This window comes from Micromonospora sp. NPDC050686, from assembly GCF_040654475.1.
In the GTDB taxonomy this organism is placed as follows: Bacteria; Actinomycetota; Actinomycetes; order Mycobacteriales; family Micromonosporaceae; genus Micromonospora.
Window position 1 is genome coordinate 96,236 of the sequence record NZ_JBFAID010000012.1, and the last position, 16,350, is coordinate 112,585.

The 16,350-nt window shown below is 75.1% G+C and carries 19 protein-coding genes and 2 tRNA genes; 10 read left to right on the forward strand and 11 right to left on the reverse strand.

Translation table 11 applies throughout. From position 1 onward, the window contains the following. The first annotated feature begins 65 nt into the window (after positions 1–65). The 5 genes from AB0H57_RS11790 to AB0H57_RS11810 all read left to right on the forward strand — a co-directional run bounded on the left by AB0H57_RS11790 (position 66) and on the right by AB0H57_RS11810 (position 2,305). The gene (locus AB0H57_RS11790) at positions 66–575 is read left to right on the forward strand and encodes a SigE family RNA polymerase sigma factor (RefSeq protein WP_357505305.1); all 510 of its coding nucleotides are present in this window, start codon (positions 66–68) and stop codon (positions 573–575) included. Beyond that, positions 565–1,482 (forward strand): hypothetical protein, encoded by a 918-nt coding sequence (locus tag AB0H57_RS11795; RefSeq protein WP_357505307.1) that lies wholly within the window; start codon positions 565–567, stop codon positions 1,480–1,482. The genes AB0H57_RS11790 and AB0H57_RS11795 overlap by 11 nt, the downstream gene beginning before the upstream one ends. Positions 1,483–1,588: 106 nt before the next feature. Then, a tRNA-Met gene (locus tag AB0H57_RS11800) sits at positions 1,589–1,662 on the forward strand. A gap of 211 nt (positions 1,663–1,873) precedes the next feature. Further along, a tRNA-Met gene (locus AB0H57_RS11805) sits at positions 1,874–1,947 on the forward strand. A gap of 109 nt (positions 1,948–2,056) precedes the next feature. Beyond that, entirely contained in the window at positions 2,057–2,305 is a 249-nt protein-coding gene (locus tag AB0H57_RS11810; protein ID WP_357505308.1) for a hypothetical protein, read from the forward strand. Between the two features lie 99 nt (positions 2,306–2,404). Here AB0H57_RS11810 and AB0H57_RS11815 read toward each other — a convergent pair whose 3' ends face one another. After that, complete coding sequence (locus AB0H57_RS11815) at positions 2,405–3,730, reverse strand: ABC transporter substrate-binding protein (protein ID WP_357505310.1); 1,326 nt, start codon at positions 3,728–3,730, stop codon at positions 2,405–2,407. Between the two features lie 155 nt (positions 3,731–3,885). Between AB0H57_RS11815 and AB0H57_RS11820 the strand changes: the two genes are divergently transcribed. Continuing rightward, the gene (locus AB0H57_RS11820; protein ID WP_357505312.1) at positions 3,886–4,719 is read left to right on the forward strand and encodes a phosphoribosylaminoimidazolesuccinocarboxamide synthase; all 834 of its coding nucleotides are present in this window, start codon (positions 3,886–3,888) and stop codon (positions 4,717–4,719) included. Positions 4,720–4,745: 26 nt separating this feature from the next. On the opposite strand, the gene AB0H57_RS11825 is transcribed toward AB0H57_RS11820, so the two are convergent. Both AB0H57_RS11825 and AB0H57_RS11830 read right to left on the reverse strand, forming a co-directional pair. Continuing rightward, entirely contained in the window at positions 4,746–5,642 is an 897-nt protein-coding gene (locus tag AB0H57_RS11825) for a hypothetical protein (RefSeq protein WP_357505314.1), read from the reverse strand. A 19-nt stretch (positions 5,643–5,661) separates the two neighbouring features. After that, complete coding sequence (locus AB0H57_RS11830; protein ID WP_357505316.1) at positions 5,662–5,955, reverse strand: hypothetical protein; 294 nt, start codon at positions 5,953–5,955, stop codon at positions 5,662–5,664. 86 nt (positions 5,956–6,041) lie between these two features. Here AB0H57_RS11830 and AB0H57_RS11835 point away from each other — a divergent pair, with 86 nt between their 5' ends. Then, the gene (locus tag AB0H57_RS11835; RefSeq protein ID WP_357505318.1) at positions 6,042–6,482 is read left to right on the forward strand and encodes a hypothetical protein; all 441 of its coding nucleotides are present in this window, start codon (positions 6,042–6,044) and stop codon (positions 6,480–6,482) included. 89 nt (positions 6,483–6,571) lie between these two features. Here the strand turns inward: AB0H57_RS11835 and AB0H57_RS11840 are convergent, their stop codons facing one another. The 4 genes from AB0H57_RS11840 to AB0H57_RS11855 all read right to left on the reverse strand — a co-directional run bounded on the left by AB0H57_RS11840 (position 6,572) and on the right by AB0H57_RS11855 (position 9,619). Beyond that, the gene (locus AB0H57_RS11840) at positions 6,572–7,021 is read right to left on the reverse strand and encodes a YbaB/EbfC family nucleoid-associated protein (RefSeq protein ID WP_357505320.1); all 450 of its coding nucleotides are present in this window, start codon (positions 7,019–7,021) and stop codon (positions 6,572–6,574) included. A gap of 104 nt (positions 7,022–7,125) precedes the next feature. After that, on the reverse strand, positions 7,126–7,545 hold the full coding sequence (locus AB0H57_RS11845; RefSeq protein WP_357505322.1) for a DUF3592 domain-containing protein: 420 nt from the start codon (positions 7,543–7,545) through the stop codon (positions 7,126–7,128). An 87-nt stretch (positions 7,546–7,632) separates the two neighbouring features. After that, entirely contained in the window at positions 7,633–9,117 is a 1,485-nt protein-coding gene (glpK, locus tag AB0H57_RS11850) for a glycerol kinase GlpK (protein WP_357505324.1), read from the reverse strand. 25 nt (positions 9,118–9,142) lie between these two features. Further along, positions 9,143–9,619 carry an ATP-binding protein gene (locus AB0H57_RS11855; protein ID WP_357505326.1) on the reverse strand — a complete coding sequence of 159 codons (477 nt, stop codon included), beginning with the start codon at positions 9,617–9,619 and terminating at the stop codon, positions 9,143–9,145. Between the two features lie 117 nt (positions 9,620–9,736). Between AB0H57_RS11855 and AB0H57_RS11860 the strand changes: the two genes are divergently transcribed. Both AB0H57_RS11860 and AB0H57_RS11865 read left to right on the forward strand, forming a co-directional pair. Beyond that, on the forward strand, positions 9,737–10,906 hold the full coding sequence (locus tag AB0H57_RS11860; RefSeq protein WP_357505329.1) for a DUF5931 domain-containing protein: 1,170 nt from the start codon (positions 9,737–9,739) through the stop codon (positions 10,904–10,906). Positions 10,907–10,948: 42 nt separating this feature from the next. Then, positions 10,949–11,590: a response regulator transcription factor gene (locus AB0H57_RS11865; RefSeq protein ID WP_357505374.1), complete on the forward strand. Its 642-nt coding sequence runs from the start codon at positions 10,949–10,951 to the stop codon at positions 11,588–11,590. A 3-nt stretch (positions 11,591–11,593) separates the two neighbouring features. Here the strand turns inward: AB0H57_RS11865 and AB0H57_RS11870 are convergent, their stop codons facing one another. The 3 genes from AB0H57_RS11870 to AB0H57_RS11880 all read right to left on the reverse strand — a co-directional run bounded on the left by AB0H57_RS11870 (position 11,594) and on the right by AB0H57_RS11880 (position 14,028). Beyond that, positions 11,594–12,166: a DUF5709 domain-containing protein gene (locus AB0H57_RS11870; RefSeq protein WP_357505331.1), complete on the reverse strand. Its 573-nt coding sequence runs from the start codon at positions 12,164–12,166 to the stop codon at positions 11,594–11,596. An 81-nt stretch (positions 12,167–12,247) separates the two neighbouring features. Further along, on the reverse strand, positions 12,248–12,970 hold the full coding sequence (locus AB0H57_RS11875) for an ATP-binding protein (RefSeq protein ID WP_357505333.1): 723 nt from the start codon (positions 12,968–12,970) through the stop codon (positions 12,248–12,250). A 59-nt stretch (positions 12,971–13,029) separates the two neighbouring features. After that, positions 13,030–14,028 (reverse strand): SDR family oxidoreductase, encoded by a 999-nt coding sequence (locus tag AB0H57_RS11880; protein WP_357505335.1) that lies wholly within the window; start codon positions 14,026–14,028, stop codon positions 13,030–13,032. 233 nt (positions 14,029–14,261) lie between these two features. On the opposite strand from AB0H57_RS11880, the gene AB0H57_RS11885 reads away from it, so the two are divergent. Next, positions 14,262–15,464: a glycosyltransferase gene (locus AB0H57_RS11885; protein WP_357505337.1), complete on the forward strand. Its 1,203-nt coding sequence runs from the start codon at positions 14,262–14,264 to the stop codon at positions 15,462–15,464. Here the strand turns inward: AB0H57_RS11885 and AB0H57_RS11890 are convergent. Further along, on the reverse strand, positions 15,419–16,339 hold the full coding sequence (locus AB0H57_RS11890) for a hypothetical protein (protein WP_357505376.1): 921 nt from the start codon (positions 16,337–16,339) through the stop codon (positions 15,419–15,421). The two genes, AB0H57_RS11885 and AB0H57_RS11890, sit on opposite strands and share 46 nt — an antisense overlap. Positions 16,340–16,350: the final 11 nt, after the last annotated feature.

The following is a 16,350-nucleotide window of genomic DNA, read 5'->3' on the forward strand; positions in this document are numbered from 1 at the left end:
GGCACCTACCTCGTCCGTCCTCCTTGCATGAGGTCGGCCAGCACTGGGGGAGACGTGACGAGGACATGAGGGACGCGCCGAGCTTCGACGAGTTCTACCGCAGCACCGCACGGAGGATGTTGCGTTACGGCTACGCGGTCGTCGGGGACCACGCCGAGGTCCAGGACCTCGTCCAGGAGGCCTTCGCCCGTGCGTGGCGGCACTGGGGCAAGCTGTCCACCCACCCGGCGCCCGAGGCGTGGCTGCGGGTGGTGGTGGCCCGGCTGGCCGCGGACCGCTGGCGTCGGCTCCGGGGCTGGCGCGTGGTGCTGAGCCGGACCGGGCCGCCGGACTCGGTCAGCCCACCGGGCGAGGACAGCGTGCTGCTGGTGGCCGCGCTCCGGCAGGTGCCGCTCAACCAACGGCAGGCGCTCGCCCTGCACTACCTCTACGACATGCCGGTGGAGGACATCGCCGGGGAGATGCGGGTGCCGGTGGGAACGGTGAAGTCCTGGCTGTCCCGCGGGCGGGCCCGACTGGTGGCGCTGCTGCCCGGCGTCGCCGAGCCGGAACTGGAGGCGAACGATGTCGCGTGACCTGTCAGTGTTCTACCGCTCGCTGGCCTCGGACGCCGACGGGCAGCGGTTGGACCCGCCGAACTCGGTGCGGACGTGGGCCGACCGGCGGGCCCGGCGACGGGCGGCGACCGGCGCGCTGGGCGTGGCCCTGCTGGTCGCCGGGGTCGGTGTCGGGGTGTCGGTCGCCCTCGCTCCCGCCGACCGTGAACCGGTCACCCCGCCGGCGGTCACCGCCGGGCCGACCGCGTCACCGCGCCCGTCGCCGAGCGCCGCGCCGTCCGGGAGCCCGTCGGCCGTGCCGCCACCGTCGCCGCCGGACGCGTCCCCGACCGGCGAGCCGCCCGCCAGCACACCCCCGAAGCCGCCCACCCGGATCCCCGACCGCGCCTTCTTCACCCAGCCGGCCGGTACGGCGGCGGACCCGCCCCGGTTCGTCTCCGGCGAGCGAGGACTGCCGAGCCTGTGCGGCGCGCGCCTGCGCGAGCCGGTGCTCAGCCGGACCCGCCTGCTCGTCTACTACACCCGGCCGCACACCGAGGCGGGGTGGGTGCCGGACGGGACCTACCTGCACACCGTCGCCGTGCACCGGCCCGGCGCCGCAGCGGGCTGGCTGGAGCAGCTGCGCCGGGCGGTGCGGGACTGCCCGGAGCTGGCCGACGGGTCGGGCCCGACCTACCGGGTGCGGCTGCTGAGCAGCGGCGCCTACGGGGACGGCTCGGTGCTGTTCGAGCTGCGGACCCCGGCCACCGACGGCCAGGGCACCCCGACCGGAGGGGACGAGGTCCGGCTGATCCGGGCGATCCGGAGCGGCGACGTGGTCACGGTGCTCTGGGAACGGGGCTGGGAGAACGGCTCCAGCGACCGGGCGAACGTGGACGACTACAGCCGACGTGCGGTCCGGGCGGTCGAGGACTGGCTGGGCTGACCGCCGGTCGCCCCGCCGGCCGGCGCTCGACCGGCGGGGCGACCGGGCCGGCGACCACGGCCGTTTTGCGGTTCGGGGTGCCGGTGCGATACGGTTCAGGGGCCGACGCGGGGTGGAGCAGCTCGGTAGCTCGCTGGGCTCATAACCCAGAGGTCGCAGGTTCAAATCCTGTCCCCGCTACTCGTCACGAAGGCCCCGGAGATCACTCCGGGGCCTTCGTCGTGCCGTTGGTCGGTGATCCGGGGCCCCGGGGTCGGCCGGCGTCGGGCCCAAGACCCGGCCCCGGGCGGTCGCGGAGGCGGCGCTCGCCGGCCCCTCGCCCGCACCGCCGTGGCGGATGAGCGACCCGGCTGATCTCTCTCCGACGGATGGGGTAGGCTGTACATACCGACGCGGGGTGGAGCAGCTCGGTAGCTCGCTGGGCTCATAACCCAGAGGTCGCAGGTTCAAATCCTGTCCCCGCTACTCGTCGGCGAAGGCCCCGGAGTGATCTCCGGGGCCTTCGTCGTGTCGGCCGTCCGGCGGATCGGCGGCCCCACGTGCCGAGGTTGCGGGACTCGGCAAGGATGTGGACATGTCTGCTGTGAACAAGTGGTGGGGCCGGCTGAGTGCGGTCCTCGGTGCGGTCGTGCTCTCCGTCTTCGTCCCGGTCGCCGCCTGGGCGTCCAGCGGGACGGGTGAGTTGGTGGTGGAGGCGGCCCGGCGCCGCTCGCGTGGTGGTTTCGGCCTGATCGGGCTGCTCTGCTGCCTGGTGGTGGTCGTCGCGATCGTCCTGCTGATCCTGCGGCTGATGCGCGGCCGCCGGGGCGGCCCGCCGCGCTGACCGCACCCGGGCGCCCGCCGGGCACGGCGGGCGCCCTTTCCCGGCGGGCGGTGGGCCCGGGGCCGAGCGGGTGAACGGGCGCCGGGCGGCGGCCGGGACTCAGCCGGCCAGCGCCGCGTTCGCCCGGGCCATGAACGTCGAGGTCGCCGCGCGCGCCCCGGACCGGCCGGAGCGGATGCTCTCGGCGGCGGCGGCGAGCAGCGTACGGACGGCGAGGTGCCCCTCCGCCGGGGGCTCGGGGGCCGGGCCGAGCAGGCTGGACACGGTTTCGTCGAGCGCGGCGACCTGCCTCAGCTCCCGGTCGGTGAGGCCGGCGCGGACCGCGGCGCGGACCGACAGGTTCGGGTTGAGCCCGCGCTCCTGCCCGAGGATCCGGCCGACCTCCGGGTCGTTGATCAGAAAGTCGATCACGTCGGCCACGGTGTCCGGATGCCGCGTCCCGTGGAAGCCGGCCCAGAACATCGAGGCCCGCGGCCACTGGGCCGCGACGGGGCCGGGCACACCCGTCACCACCAGCCGGTCGCCGGTGTGGCGCTGGAGTTCCGGGAGCTGGTGCGACCAGGCGAACGAGACGGCGGTGTGCCCGGTCACCACAGCCTGCCGGGACAGGTCGCCGCCGTCCGACTGGTCGGCCAGGGCGGCGCCCGGGGTGGCCCGCTCGGCCCGGGCGCGTTGCCACAGCTCGAACCAGTCGAGCAGCTCGCCGGAGCCGAAGCCGAGCTGGCGGTCCCGGTACAGCTCGCCGCGGCGGCCGCGCAGCCAGAGCCAGAACGCCCGGTAGTCCCCGGAGGGGTCCACCGTCCCGGCCACCCGGCCGCCGGCGGCCCGGGTCACCCGGGCCGCCCAGGCGATGTGGTCGGACCAGGACATTCCGCTCGTCGGCGCGGGCACGCGGAGCCGACGCAGCAGGTCCTGATTGTGTACGAGCACCGGCAGGCTCTGACCGGCCGCGACCGCCACCGTCCGCCCTTCGACCTGCCCGTACCGGGCCAGGCCGGCGGGCACCCCGGTCAGGTCCAGCCGTCGGTCCTCGACGTGACGGCTGAGATCGAGGACGATCCGGCGCCGGGCGTACTCGGTCAGCATGGAGTCGTCGATCTGGAACAGGTCGGGCACGTTGCCGCCGGTGGCCTGGGTGGCCAACCGGTCGTAGTAGCCGGTCAGGCCCTGCCAGGTGATCCGGAAGCTGACCCGGGGGTCGCGCTGCGAGTAGCGGCGCAGCGCCCGTTCGGTCGCCTGGGCCCGCTTCGTCCCGCCCCACCAGAAGACCGACAGCTCGATCGGCCCGTCGTCGACCCGGGCCGTCGGCGCGTCCGTGCAGCCGGGCAGGCCGCCGGCGAGCACGGGCAGCCCGACCAGCGCGCCGAGGAGCCGGCGCCGGCCGACACCGGCGGCACGGGACGGCGCGGGCCGGAGGACGGGCAACGCGGGCTCCTGAGGGGTACGGGCGGGGCGGTCGGATCATTTACACAGGTGGCCCGGGCGGGTGTCAACGCCGCACCGGGTGATCCGTACCGGTCCGGGTGGCCGGCCGGGTGGCCGCGACGACCCGCGGTACGCCCCGTGGTGTACTAGGGCGCGTGGAACTTCTGCACTCGGGCAAGGTCCGGGACGTCTACGCCGACGGTGACGACCTGATCCTGGTCGCCTCGGACCGCATCTCCGTCTACGACGTGGTGCTCCCGACGCCGATCCCGGACAAGGGCCGGCTGCTGACCGCCCTCTCGGTCTGGTGGTTCGAGCAGCTCGCCGACCTGGTGCCGAACCACGTCCTGTCGACCACCGACGTGCCGGCCGAGTTCGCCGGCCGGGCGATCCGGTGCCGGCGGCTGGACATGGTGCCCGTGGAGTGCGTCGCCCGGGGCTACCTGACCGGCGGCGGGCTGACCGAGTACCAGCGCACCGGCGCCGTCTCCGGCGTCGAGCTGCCCCGCGGGCTGGTCGAGGCGTCCATCCTGCCCGAGCCGATCTTCACCCCGTCGACCAAGGCGCCGGTCGGCGAGCACGACGAGCCGATCACCTTCGCCGAGGTGGTGGACAAGGTCGGCGCGGAGACCGCCGAGCGGCTGCGGCAGATCACCCTCGACGTCTACCGGCGGGGCGCCGAGATCGCCGCCGACCGGGGGATCCTGGTCGCCGACACGAAGATCGAGCTGGGCTGGACGCCGGACGGCACCCTGATGCTCGGCGACGAGCTGCTCACCTCCGACTCGTCCCGCTACTGGCCGGCCGAGTCCTACCAGCCGGGCCGCGCGCAGTTCTCCTACGACAAGCAGTACGTCCGGGACTGGGCCACCGCCAGCGGCTGGGACAAGCGCGGCCCGGCGCCCGAGGTGCCGGCCGAGGTGGTCGAGGCGACCCGGGCCCGCTACGTCGAGGTCTACGAGAAGCTCACCGGCGGTCGCTGGCACTGACCGCCGGTGAGCACGAGTACGGCGGGTCAGTGATTCCAGGCGTCGCCGCCGAAGACCCGCCCCCAGAGGTTGTCCACCACGCCACCGGTGCCGTAGACGTTGTCCCCGTCGGCGTCCTTGCCGGCCGGTGCGACCTGAGTCAACCCGCCGTACATCAGGTAGCCAGGCCCGGTGGGTGAGCCCGCGGCGTGCCGGGCGCTGCTGTGGATGCCGTAGCCGACGAAGTCCCGCTCCCACTTGGAGAGGAACCCGGCGGCCACGTTGTCCAGTCCGTCGACGGTGGCCTGGACGAGGTCCTTCAGCACGTCGGTGTTCCCGCTGCCGAGTTGCATCCCGATGTCGAAGGCGCCGGCGCCCGCGATGGCCGCGGCGCCACCGGCGGCGACGGCCTCGGCCATCGCCTCGATGCTGCGCAGCACCCCGCCCGCCGAGGCGGCGAACGAGTTCGCGGTCGCCTCCGCCGAGGCGGCGGCGGGGGCGCCGACGACCGTGGCGGCGGCCGCGACGATGAAGGCGGCGAAGGCGGCCAGCACGGTGGAGATCACGACGTACGCCACGACCAGGCAGAACAGGACCATGCCGACGCAGATCATGGTCACCCCGACGGTCACCGCCAGCACCTGGGTGCCGATGACCTGCACGTCGTACGCCTGGATGTGCTTGCCGAACGCCGCGCGGTCGTCGCCGGACCACTCCTCGGCCGTGACGGTCCCCACGGCCGACTCCAGCTGGTCGCGGGTGACCCCGAGCTGTTCGGCCAGCTCCAGCCAGGTGCCCCCGGTCGTGATCATGGTCTGTGGGTCGCACTGGTTGAAGTAGACGATCTGGGCGATCGGCCAGGCGGCGGGGATCACCGCTGCCGCCACCGAGATCTCCACCATCGCGACCTTGGCGGCGGCCGCCACCTCCGTCACCTCGGCCATGCCGGCCCCCCGATCGTCGTCATCGCGTCTTGATGGTGCTGGCGGCGTCGGCGGCCTCCCAGTTGTCGGCCGTACGGCCCAACCGGGTGCGGATCTCCCCGAGGTGCTCGCGCTTGCTGCGCAACTGCTCCTCGACGAACTCCACCGCCCCGACGTAGGCGACCGCGAGGACGGGCACCACCGCCGTGAAGTTGCTGTGCTCGATGCCCCGGGTGGCGGTCAACCGTTCCGCGGCGCCGTCGAGGCTCGGCCCCACCTGGCGTTCGATCGTCTCACCGAGGCGACGGATCGCCTTTGGGTCGGCATGGATCATCGGCCCCTCCCCGTGCCGTCGGTCGTTGCGCCGACAGCCTACTAAGATCGGCGATCATGTACGGCCCCGCCTGATAGCCTGCCGGCATGGCAGACCCGCCGGCCGTCCACAGTGGCAGCTACGTGCAGCGGGCGGCCCGCTGGCCGCGGTGGCTGCGGCTGCTGGTGCCGCTCGCCATGGTCGCCGCCCTGGCGGGGGCGGTGGTGGTCACCGGGGCGCCGGTCGTCCCCGCCGAGCGGGTGACCATCCGGGTCGAGTCCTGCGATCTCAGTGGACCGAAGGCCACCCAGCGGTGCCGGGGCAGCTGGCGGCTGGCCGACGGTGCCACCGTCACCGGTGGGGTGGGCGGCGGCGCCCTGCGCCCCGGGCAGGAGGTTTCCGGCTGGGCCGACGGCACCAGCGCCACCACCAGTCTGACCAGCTGGCTGATCGCTCCGGTCGCCCTCGGCCTGGTCCTGCTGGCCGGCTTCGGCGGGTTCGCCGTCGGCTGGCTCCGGCTCAACCGCCGGGCCCGCCGGGCCGGCTGACCCGCCCGCGCCCCGACCACGCGGGGCGAGACTCCCACTTCCGGGATTCGGTGGCGTCCGGTGCGGGCGAGGCCCATCGCGATCCCGGGTCAGACGCCCAACTGACGCCGCATCCGCGCCAGCATCTGGACGCTGTCCCGGACCGGCCCGGAGACCAGCTCGTTGAGCTGCGCCAGCTTGGCCTGCGCCGCCGCCGGATCGTGCACCAGGGACTGCGGGCCGGCGGTGCCGCCCAGCTCGCGCAGCGCCTCGTCGGTCTGCCGTCGCAGGTCCGCCCGCGCCTCGCGGAGCAGGTCCTGCAGCAGCTCCGCCAGCTCCTCGCTGGGCCGGCGTAGCGCGCGGGGGTCGAGGCGCAGCTCGTGGGCGGGATCGTCGGCGGTGCAGGTCACCGCGACCAGCCCGTCCGGGCTCTCCGCCCGGCCGGTGAGCTCGGCCAGCCGACCGCGCAGTTCGTCGCCGCGCCGCAAATCCTCGCGCATCCGCGTCATCATCTGGGCCATCACGTCGCTGGCCCGATCGTCCTGGCGCGGCTCGGTCATGGTGCGTCACCTTCCCCCGGTCCGGTTTTCGTGCCCGACCCTAGTGGCTCGCGCGGACATCCTGGATGGAGGGTGCCGGCCGGCCGGCCCGCCCGGCGGGGCGCTCAGCCGAGGGAGGCGTAGGCGACGATCCCGGCGACCAGCAGGATCACGCTCACCCCGAGCAGCGTGACGAAGGGCAGCACCACCGACGACGTGCCGATCCCGGGGGCCTCGACCAGGATCCGGGTCGGGCGGGCCGGGTCGAGCACCACGGTCACCGGCCCCGGAGCGCCCGACAACGGGGTCTGCCGCCAGCGTCCGGGCGTCGCGGTCACGTCCCGGCCGTCCGGCGTACGGAAGCGCACCACCGGGTGGTACGTCCGGGGGCCGTGCCCCAGGGTGACCGGTCGCAGGTCCACCACCTCGCCGGGCACCCGGGTGCCCCGGGCGAGCAGGCGCAGGTCGCGCCGCAGGCGGATGACCGCGTACGTGGCGCCGGCCAGCGCCAGCACGGTCATGATCGTCAGCAGCAGAGTCGGCATGGCCCTCCCGTCCGGCACCACCGGTCACGGCGGTCACCGCAGCACCGTACCGAAGGGGACGCTGGCGGGACCGCCCCGCCCGACCGGTCAGTCCACCCAGTCGAGGGTGCGCTGCACGGCCTTGCGCCACTGGCGCAACTCCCGCTCCCGCTCGGCCGGGTTCATCGCGGGCTGCCACTGGGCGTCGGAGCGCCACTGCTCCCGCAGGGTGGCCAGGTCGGGCCAGAAGCCGACCGCCAGGCCGGCGGCGTACGCGGCGCCGAGGCAGGTGGTCTCGGTGATCCGGGACCGGACCACCGGCACATCCAGCACGTCGGCGACGAACTGCATCAGCAGCTCGTTGGCGGTCATCCCGCCGTCCACCCGCAGCCGGCGCAGCGCCACGTCGGAGTCGGCGTTCATCGCGTCGACCACCTCGCGGGTCTGCCAGGCGGAGGCCTCCAGCACCGCCCGGGCCAGGTGCCCCTTGGTGATGTAGCCGGTCAACCCGGCGATCACCCCCCGCGCGTCGCTGCGCCAGTGCGGCGCGAACAGACCCGAGAACGCCGGTACCACGTAGCAGCCGCCGTTGTCCTCGACCGTACGGGCCAGCTCCTCGACCTCCGGCGCGGAGGAGATCAGGCCGAGGTTGTCCCGTAGCCACTGCACCAGCGAGCCGGTGACCGCGATCGCCCCCTCCAGGGCGTACGCGGCGGGCTGGCCGGCGATCCGGTAGGCGACGGTGGTGAGCAGGCCGTGCGCCGAGGGGACCGGGCTGGCCCCGGTGTTGAGCAGCAGGAAGCTGCCGGTGCCGTAGGTGCACTTCGCCTCGCCGGGCTGGAAGCAGGTCTGCCCGAACAGCGCCGCCTGCTGGTCGCCGAGGGCACTGGCCACCGGCACCCCGGCGAGCGGGCCCGCCGCGGTGCCGTACACCTCGGCCGAGGAGCGGATCTCCGGCAGCATCGCCGCGGGCACCCGCAGCGCCGCCAGCAGCTCCGGATCCCACTCCAGGGTGCGCAGGTCCATCAGCATGGTCCGGCTGGCGTTGGTCACGTCGGTGACGTGCCGCCCGGTCAGCTTCCAGATCAGCCAGCTGTCCATGGTGCCGAAGAGCACCTCGCCCCGCTCGGCGCGCTCCCGCAGGCCGTCCACGTGGTCGAGCAGCCAGCGCAGCTTCGGCCCGGCGAAGTAGGTGGCCAGGGTCAGCCCGGTCCGCTCGCGCAGCCGCCGCTCGCCGTACGACTCGGCCAGCTCGCGTAGCTGCGGCCCGGTCCGGGTGTCCTGCCAGACGACGGCGTTGGCGACCGGGCGGCCGGTGGCCCGGTCCCAGACCACGGTGGTCTCCCGCTGGTTGGTGATGCCGACCGCGGCGAGCCGCTCGGGGCCGGCGTCGGCGGCGGCCAGCGCCTCGCCCACCACCCGCTGGACGTTCTGCCAGATCTCCTCGGCGTCGTGCTCGACCCAGCCGGGCCGGGGGAAGATCTGCCGGTGCTCGCGCTGCGCCACGGAGACGATCTGACCGGCCCGGTCGAAGAGGATGCACCGCGACGAGGTGGTGCCCTGATCGATGGCGGCGACGTAGTCGGGGGTCACCCCGGCACCGTACCGGTAGCGGCGGTCAGGCCGGGGCGGCGTCCGGGCCGGCGGCGGCCGGTGAGGTGGCGACGAGGGTGGCGGTGATCCGTACGGTGGTGCCGGCGTGGCCGGTGACCACCTCCATGGTGTCGCTCAGCTCCCGGGCCAGCCAGAGGCCCCAGCCGCCGGCCGTGTCCGGCGCCGGCCGGCTGTGGTCGGCCAGCCGTCCCGCGTTGATCCCCCGGCCGTGGTCGGCCACCTCGCAGACCACCTCCGAGGTGCTGAGCCAGAGCCGCAGCCAGCCGTGCCCACCGCCGTGCCGGACCGCGTTGGTGATCAGCTCGTTGACCGCCAGCACGAAGTCGTCGAGGCGCTGCCCGGCCAGCCCGGCGGCGTGCGCGCGGGAGGTGACCGAGTGTCGCAGCTCGGTCACCTGGGCCTGGTCGAAGGCCTCGGCGATGAGGAGGGAAGATTCGATGGGCACAACCGTACGCGGTGCGCGCGGTTCTGCGTTCGTCATGGCCCCGTCCGGACACTGGATCCCTGGTCTTTCGCGACATTTCCACCGTACGCCAGGTTTTTCCGAGCCGCACCGGGGCCGGACCGCCGGCTGGCCCCGTTGTGGCATCGTGGCGCCATGCCGACGCCGCCCGGTGGGTTGGAGGGCCCGCTGTGGCGGGCCATCGCCGTCTTCCGTTTCGCCTCCCTCGGATACGTCGGTCTGCTGGCCGTGCGCCACGGCGACCGGTACGCGCATCCGCTGGTGGCCGGCGGCGTGCTGCTGCTGATGCTGGCCTGGACCGGGGTGACCGCCGTCGGGTACGCCCGGCCGGCCGGCCGCCGGTGGCCGCTGCTCCTGGCCGACCTGGGCGCGGTGCTGGCCGTCATGGCGGTCAGCCCGTGGGTGATCGGCCGGGCCGCGCTCGCCGCGGGGGTGCCCACCCTCACCGTGGCCTGGCTGGCCGGGCCGGTGCTCGCCTGGGCCGTCTCCGGGGGCCGGCGGCGTGGCGCGATGGCCGCCCTGCTGCTCGGCGGGGCGGACCTGGCCACCCGGGAACGGATCGGCCAGTCCTCGCTCACCGGGGTGATCCTGCTGCTGCTCGCCGGCGTCGTCGTCGGGCACGTGGCCCGGCTCGCGGTCACCGCCGAGGGGCGGCTGCAACGGGCGGTCGAGCTGGAGGCGGCGACCCGGGAGCGGGAACGGCTGGCCCGGGGCATCCACGACTCGGTGCTCCAGGTGCTGGCGATGGTGCAGCGGCGTGGCGCCCACCTCGACGGGGAGGCGGGGGAACTGGCCCGGCTGGCCGGCGAGCAGGAGGCCGCCCTGCGCGCGCTGATCGCCGGCGCCGCCCGCAAGGAGGGGCCCCCGCTTAACGCATTCGGTTGTAGCGGGGGCCCCGGCAATCACCCGGACGGTGGCGAGGTCGACCTGCGCGCCCTGCTCGGCCCGTACGCCTCGGCGCTCGTCTCGGTGGCCACGCCGGCCACCCCCGTCCCGCTGCCCGCGGCGGTGGCCCGGGAACTGGTGGCCGCCACCGCCGCGGCGCTGGACAACGCGGCCCGGCACGCCGGCGGCCGGGCCTGGGTGCTGGTCGAGGACGAGGGCGAGACGGTGACCGTCTCGATCCGGGACGCCGGGCCGGGCATCCCGGCCGGCCGGCTCGCGGAGGCCGCCGCCCAGGGCCGGCTCGGCGTGGCGCAGTCGATCCGGGGCCGGGTGAGCGACCTGGGCGGCACGGTACGGATCGACGCCGGCCCCGGCGCCGGCACCGAGATCGAGCTGACGGTGCCCCGGCGACCGGGGTGAGCACGGCAGGACGGGAAAGGAGCACGCGACGTGGTACGGGTGATGGTGGTCGACGACCACCCGATGTGGCGCGAGGGGGTGGCCCGGGACCTCGCCGAGGCCGGCCACCAGGTGGTGGCCACCAGCGGGGAGGGGCGGCAGGCGATCCGGGTGGCTCCCGCCGCGCGACCCGACGTGGTGGTGCTGGACCTCCAGCTGCCGGACATCTCCGGGGTGGCGGTGATCCGGGGCCTGCGCGCCGCCCTGCCGCAGGTGCGGGTGCTGATGCTCTCCGCGAGCGGTGAACCGGAGAGCGTGCTGGAGGCGGTGAAGGCGGGGGCCACCGGCTATCTGGTCAAGTCGGCCGCCCCGGCGGAGTTCCTGGACGCGGTGCGGCGGACCGCGGCGGGCGAGCCGGTCTTCACGCCGGGCCTGGCCGGGCTGGTGCTGGGGGAGTACCGCCGGCTCGCGGCCGGTGGCGGGGACCGGGCGGCGGCCCGGCCGGACGCGGCACCCCGGCTCACCGAGCGGGAGACCGAGGTGCTGCGGCTGGTGGCGAAGGGGCTGTCCTACCGGCAGATCGCCGAGCGGCTGGAGCTGTCCCACCGGACGGTGCAGAACCACGTGCAGAACACGCTGGGCAAGCTCCAGCTGCACAACCGGGTCGAGCTGACCCGGTACGCGATCGAGCGCGGGCTCGACTGACGGTCAGTGCGACTCGGGGGGCCGGGTCTCGTGCACGGCCAGTTCCTCGGCGGTCGCGCCGCCGCCGGCCGCGCCCGCGTCGAAGGCGACGTTGTCGGTCTCCTGGTCGGTGTGGGCGCCCTCGTCCGGCTCCACCAGCCGGCCGACCTCGTGGTCGGCCACCGTGCCGAGCTGGCCGTGGTCGTAGACGGAGACCGGGGAGTGCGGGTCCGAGGTGGGGCCCGGGTCGATCACGTCGGCGTCGAGCTGGGCCTGGGCGGCGGCCTCCTCGCTGTCCGCCTCGGCGGCGATGTTCGGGTCGACCGGGCCGGCCAGCGGGTCGTCGGCCGGCCGCTCGTACAGCTCGCGCTGGAGTTTGTAGTCCAGCGACTCGCCGTCGAGCTGCTCCTCAGCCGTGGTGCCGAAGTGGTCCACCGCCACCGGGGTGCGGTCGCCGGGCAGCTGCGCCGGTTCCGGCCCGTCCGCCTCGCGACCGGTCAGCACGTCATCGTTGGCGGTCGAGTCGTCGTCGGCGGTGTCGGGCAGGCCCTCCGCCTCGGGGTCGGAAACGGGGGTCGGGTACTCGTCGTCGCGCATGGCTGATCACTACCCACTGCCCCTCGCGGGTAACCGGAGCGGGCCGTGGCCATCCGGGAGGAAAGCGGAGAAAAGCGCCGATCAGCGCCGGAAAGTGGCCTCGTCCTCGGCGTACAGCACGCACCAGACCACCTTGCCGTCCGGCACCCCACTGCTGCCCCAGCGCCGGGCCACCGTGTCGATCAGCAGCAGGCCGCGCCCGCCCGCGGTGTCCACCGGGGCGATCCCCGCGTACGTCGGGCGCTCGGGTGAATGGTCGCGGACCGCCAGGTGCACGGTGCCGGCCCGGGGGGCCAGCCAGACCGTCATCGGGGTGCCCGCGTGCGCGACCACGTTGTTGACCATCTCGGTGATCGCGATGCAGGCGGGCTCGGCCAGCTCCGGCAGGCCCCAGCGGCGGCAGCTCTCGGTGACCAGCTCCCGGGCCAGCCGGGCGGAGCCCGCCACCGGCGGGAGGTCGGCCTGCGCGAACTCGGGGCGGGCCGCGGCGGCCAGCGCCGCGTCCAGGGTCGGGCAGACCATCGCCCCGATGCCCGCCGTGACCCCGCTCGGGTCGCAGACCACCAGGCCGGCGGCGGGCCAGTCGGCCACCGCCGCGAGCACCTCGGCGATCACGCGCCGGGTCGCCGGCCCGCCGGGCGGCAGCCGGGAGAGGTCCACCACGACGGGACCCGGCCGCTCACTGAGCCGGGCGAGCAACGCGTCGCGGACCGCCGGCACCCCGGCCGACCCGAGCGCCCCGGTCAGGTGCAGGACGGGCGCCGAGCCGTCGGTCTCCACCAGGCAGGGCACGTCCGTCGGCATGATCGTCCTATGGTGCCTGCCGGCCCCGGGACGCGCACCCGGCCGGTCCGCCCCGTCCATCAACGCTCCGTCCGTGATTGTCGGACCATCGCCGCCACCGTCCCGGCCGCGGTCCCCGCCGCCGCCAGGCCGAACGCGGCGCTCATCCGGACCAGTTGCCGGCGCCGGCCCTGCCAGCCCCCGCCGGTGCGCGCCGTTCCGCGCGGGCCGAACACGTCGCCGGTGGCCTCCGGTCGGGTTGCCGGGCCGAACTGGGTCCGGTGCACGTACCAGCCGAGCGCCCGTTCGGCCAGCGCCGGCGCGAGCCGCCACTGCAGGCCGATCAGGCGGGCGGCGCCGCCCGCGTACGCCTCCCGGCGCGGCCGGCACAGCAGCCGCACGATCGTCCCCGCGACCACCTCCGGCGGGTAGACCGGCGGTGGTGGCACCAGCTCCCGGCCGCTGTGGTTGGCCGCGTGCCGGAAGAACGGGGTGTCGATGGTGGCCGGCAGGACGGTGCAGACCGAGATGGTGCCCCGCCCGGTGACCCGCAGCTCCTGCCGGACGGTGTCGGCCAGCCCGCGGATGCCGTGTTTCGCCGCGTTGTACGCCGACTGGTAGGGCGTCGCCACCTCGGCCAGCACCGAGGCGTTGTTGACCACGACCCCGCCGCCCGCCGCGGCCAGGTGGGGCAGCGCGGCTCGGACGCCGTACGCGGTGCCGAGCAGGTTGACCTCCACCACCCGGCGGAACTCCGCCACCGGGATCTCGTCGAAGAGCCCGACCGCGCTCACCGCGGCGTTGTTCACCCAGCCGTCGATCCTGCCGAAGGCGGTCACCGCCCGCTCCGCGAGCCGGTCGACCGCGGCCGGGTCGGTCACGTCGGTCGGCACCACCAGGGCCCGCCCGCCCAGCTCGTGGCACCGCTGGGCGACCACCCGCAGCGCCGCTTCGCTCCGCGCCGCCAGCACGACGGCGGCACCGCGGTCGGCCAGGGCGTACGCGGTGGCGGCGCCGATGCCACCGGAGGCGCCAGTGACCACCACGGTGGCGTCGGCGAGACTGCGGGTGAGCGGCATTGAGATGCGGTACCCCCGGCACCGGGAGGTCATGCCGACGGGACCCGACGGATCGGTGACGGAATTGGACTCCGGGGCGGCGGCGGTGCCGCTCCGGTGGGAACCGCCAAGATCGGAAGTGCCGGACGCCACCGGGTCCCTCCCGAGTTGTCATGTTTCGGCTCGACGGGCCCGGGTTAATGGGACCCTCTGACCGGGGAGACCACCGCTCGCAATCGCATGGGAGGTGCACCATGCGCGTCGGCCTAGTGTGCGCGCACGCCGGCCGTTCCAGGCCCGCCGACGGCCCTGCCGTCGGCACCCGTCAGCATGTCGCGCGGGTCGCGGCGAAGCTGGCCGAGCGCGGGCACGAGGTGCGGGTGTACGAGCGGCTCGACGAGCCGGGCCTCGCCCCGCACGCCGAGCTGGACGGCTACCGCGTCGAGCGGGCGCCGATCGGCCCGGCCGCCCCGACCGCCACCGCCGAGCTGGTGCCGTACATGGCGGAGTTCGGTCGCTGGCTGGCCGACCGCTGGGCCGACGACTGGGCACCCGAGGTGGTGCACGGGCACTACTGGGTGGGCGGCCTGGCCGCCGCGCACGCCGTCCGGGAGACCGACATCCCGATGGTGCAGACCTTCCACTCCCTCGGCGTCGAGCAGCTGCGCCACCTCGGCCCCGGGTACGACGGGCCGGGGGAGCGGATCCCGCTGGAGCGCGCGCTCAGCCGGGCGGTGGACATCGCGGTCGCCCAGTGCAACGACGAGGTTGACGAGCTGACCCGGATGGGTCTGCAGCGCACCTCGGTGGCGATGGTGCCGACCGGCGTGGACACCCAGCACTTCCACCCCGACGGCGAGGCCGCACCCCGGGACCAGCGGCACCGCATCCTCGCCGTCGGCGGCCTCGCACCCGGCCACGGGCACGAGGACCTGATCCGGGCGATGCGGCTGGTCGGCGACGCCGAGCTGGTGATCGCCGGCGGGCCGCCGGCCACCGGGCTGGCCGGTCACGCCGAGGCGCGCCGGCTGCGCGAGCTGGCCGAGCTCGCCGGGGTCGCCGACCAGGTCAGCCTCGTCGGCGAGGTGCCGCACGACCAGCTGGCCACGTGGTACCGGTCGGCGGACGTGGTGGCCTGCACCCCGCACTACGCGGCCGCCGGGCGGGTGTCGCTGGAGGCGATGGCGTGCGGGGTGCCGGTGGTCGGCTACGCCGTGGGCGGCATCGCCGACGCGGTGGTCGACGAGGTCACCGGGCGACTGGTGACCCCGGGCGACGTCCGCACGCTGGGCGTCACCCTGCGCCGGCTGCTGGCCGACAACGCCGGGCGGTTCGCGTACGGGCACGCCGCGGTGGACCGGGTGCGGTGCAGCTACACCTGGGAACGGACCGCCGGCGCGCTGGATCGGCTCTACGAGCGGGTGGTCGGCCGGCGCAAGCCGGTCGAGGCGGCCTGATCAGCCAGCGGGGCGGGCGGCAGCGCGGCGGAGCCGATCCCGACCATCGCGCGTTCCCGCTCCCGGGTCGAGGTGTGGTGGTGCTGCGGTTCGGCGTACCGGGTCAACCCGATCACCGAGAGCAGGGTGACCAGGAAGCCGACGCCGGCCAGCCACTCGCGGCCGGGCCAGATCCGGTCGTTGAGCAGCAGCAGGCCGACGATCGCCGCGGGCACCGCGCCGGCGGCGTCCATCGCCGCCACCGCCGCCGTGGTGGAGCCCCGCTGCATGGCCAGCCCGAGGAGCAGCTGCCCGACGAGTGAGTGGGCGATCAGCAGATAGAGCAGCGGGTCGCGGAGGAACGCCTCCGCCGAGGGCGCCGCGGCGAGCGGCCGGGCGGCCACCGCCGCGGCGGAGAACGCCATCCCGGCCAGCGAGCCGAGCACCACCGACCCCGGTGCGCCGTGCAGCCGTACCGCGAAGAACCCGCAGACCGCGATCACGCCCAGCGCCACCCCCAGGGCGACCAGGCCGGTCGGGCCGAGCGGCCCGGACTGCGCCGGTTCGGCGGAGAGCACCAGCGCGGTGATCCCGGCGAAGAGCAGGGCCAGCAGCACCACCTCCGCCACCGGTAATCGCCACTTCAGCAGCACCACGCCGAGGATCGCGGTGACCCCCAGCCCGGCCGCCACGCTGGCCTGGACCAGGAACAGCGGCAGGTCCCGGCGGGCCAGGAAGGCCAGCACGAAGCCGGCCACCTGGCACAGCAGGCCGACCAGGTACGTGCGGTGGCCGGCCAGCCGCAGCAGCAGGCCCGGGTCGAAGGTGTGGTGCACCGTGGTGCGCGCCGCGGCGACCGACTGGAGGAGGTTGGCGACGCCGTACGCGACGATCATGGCCGCGAGGA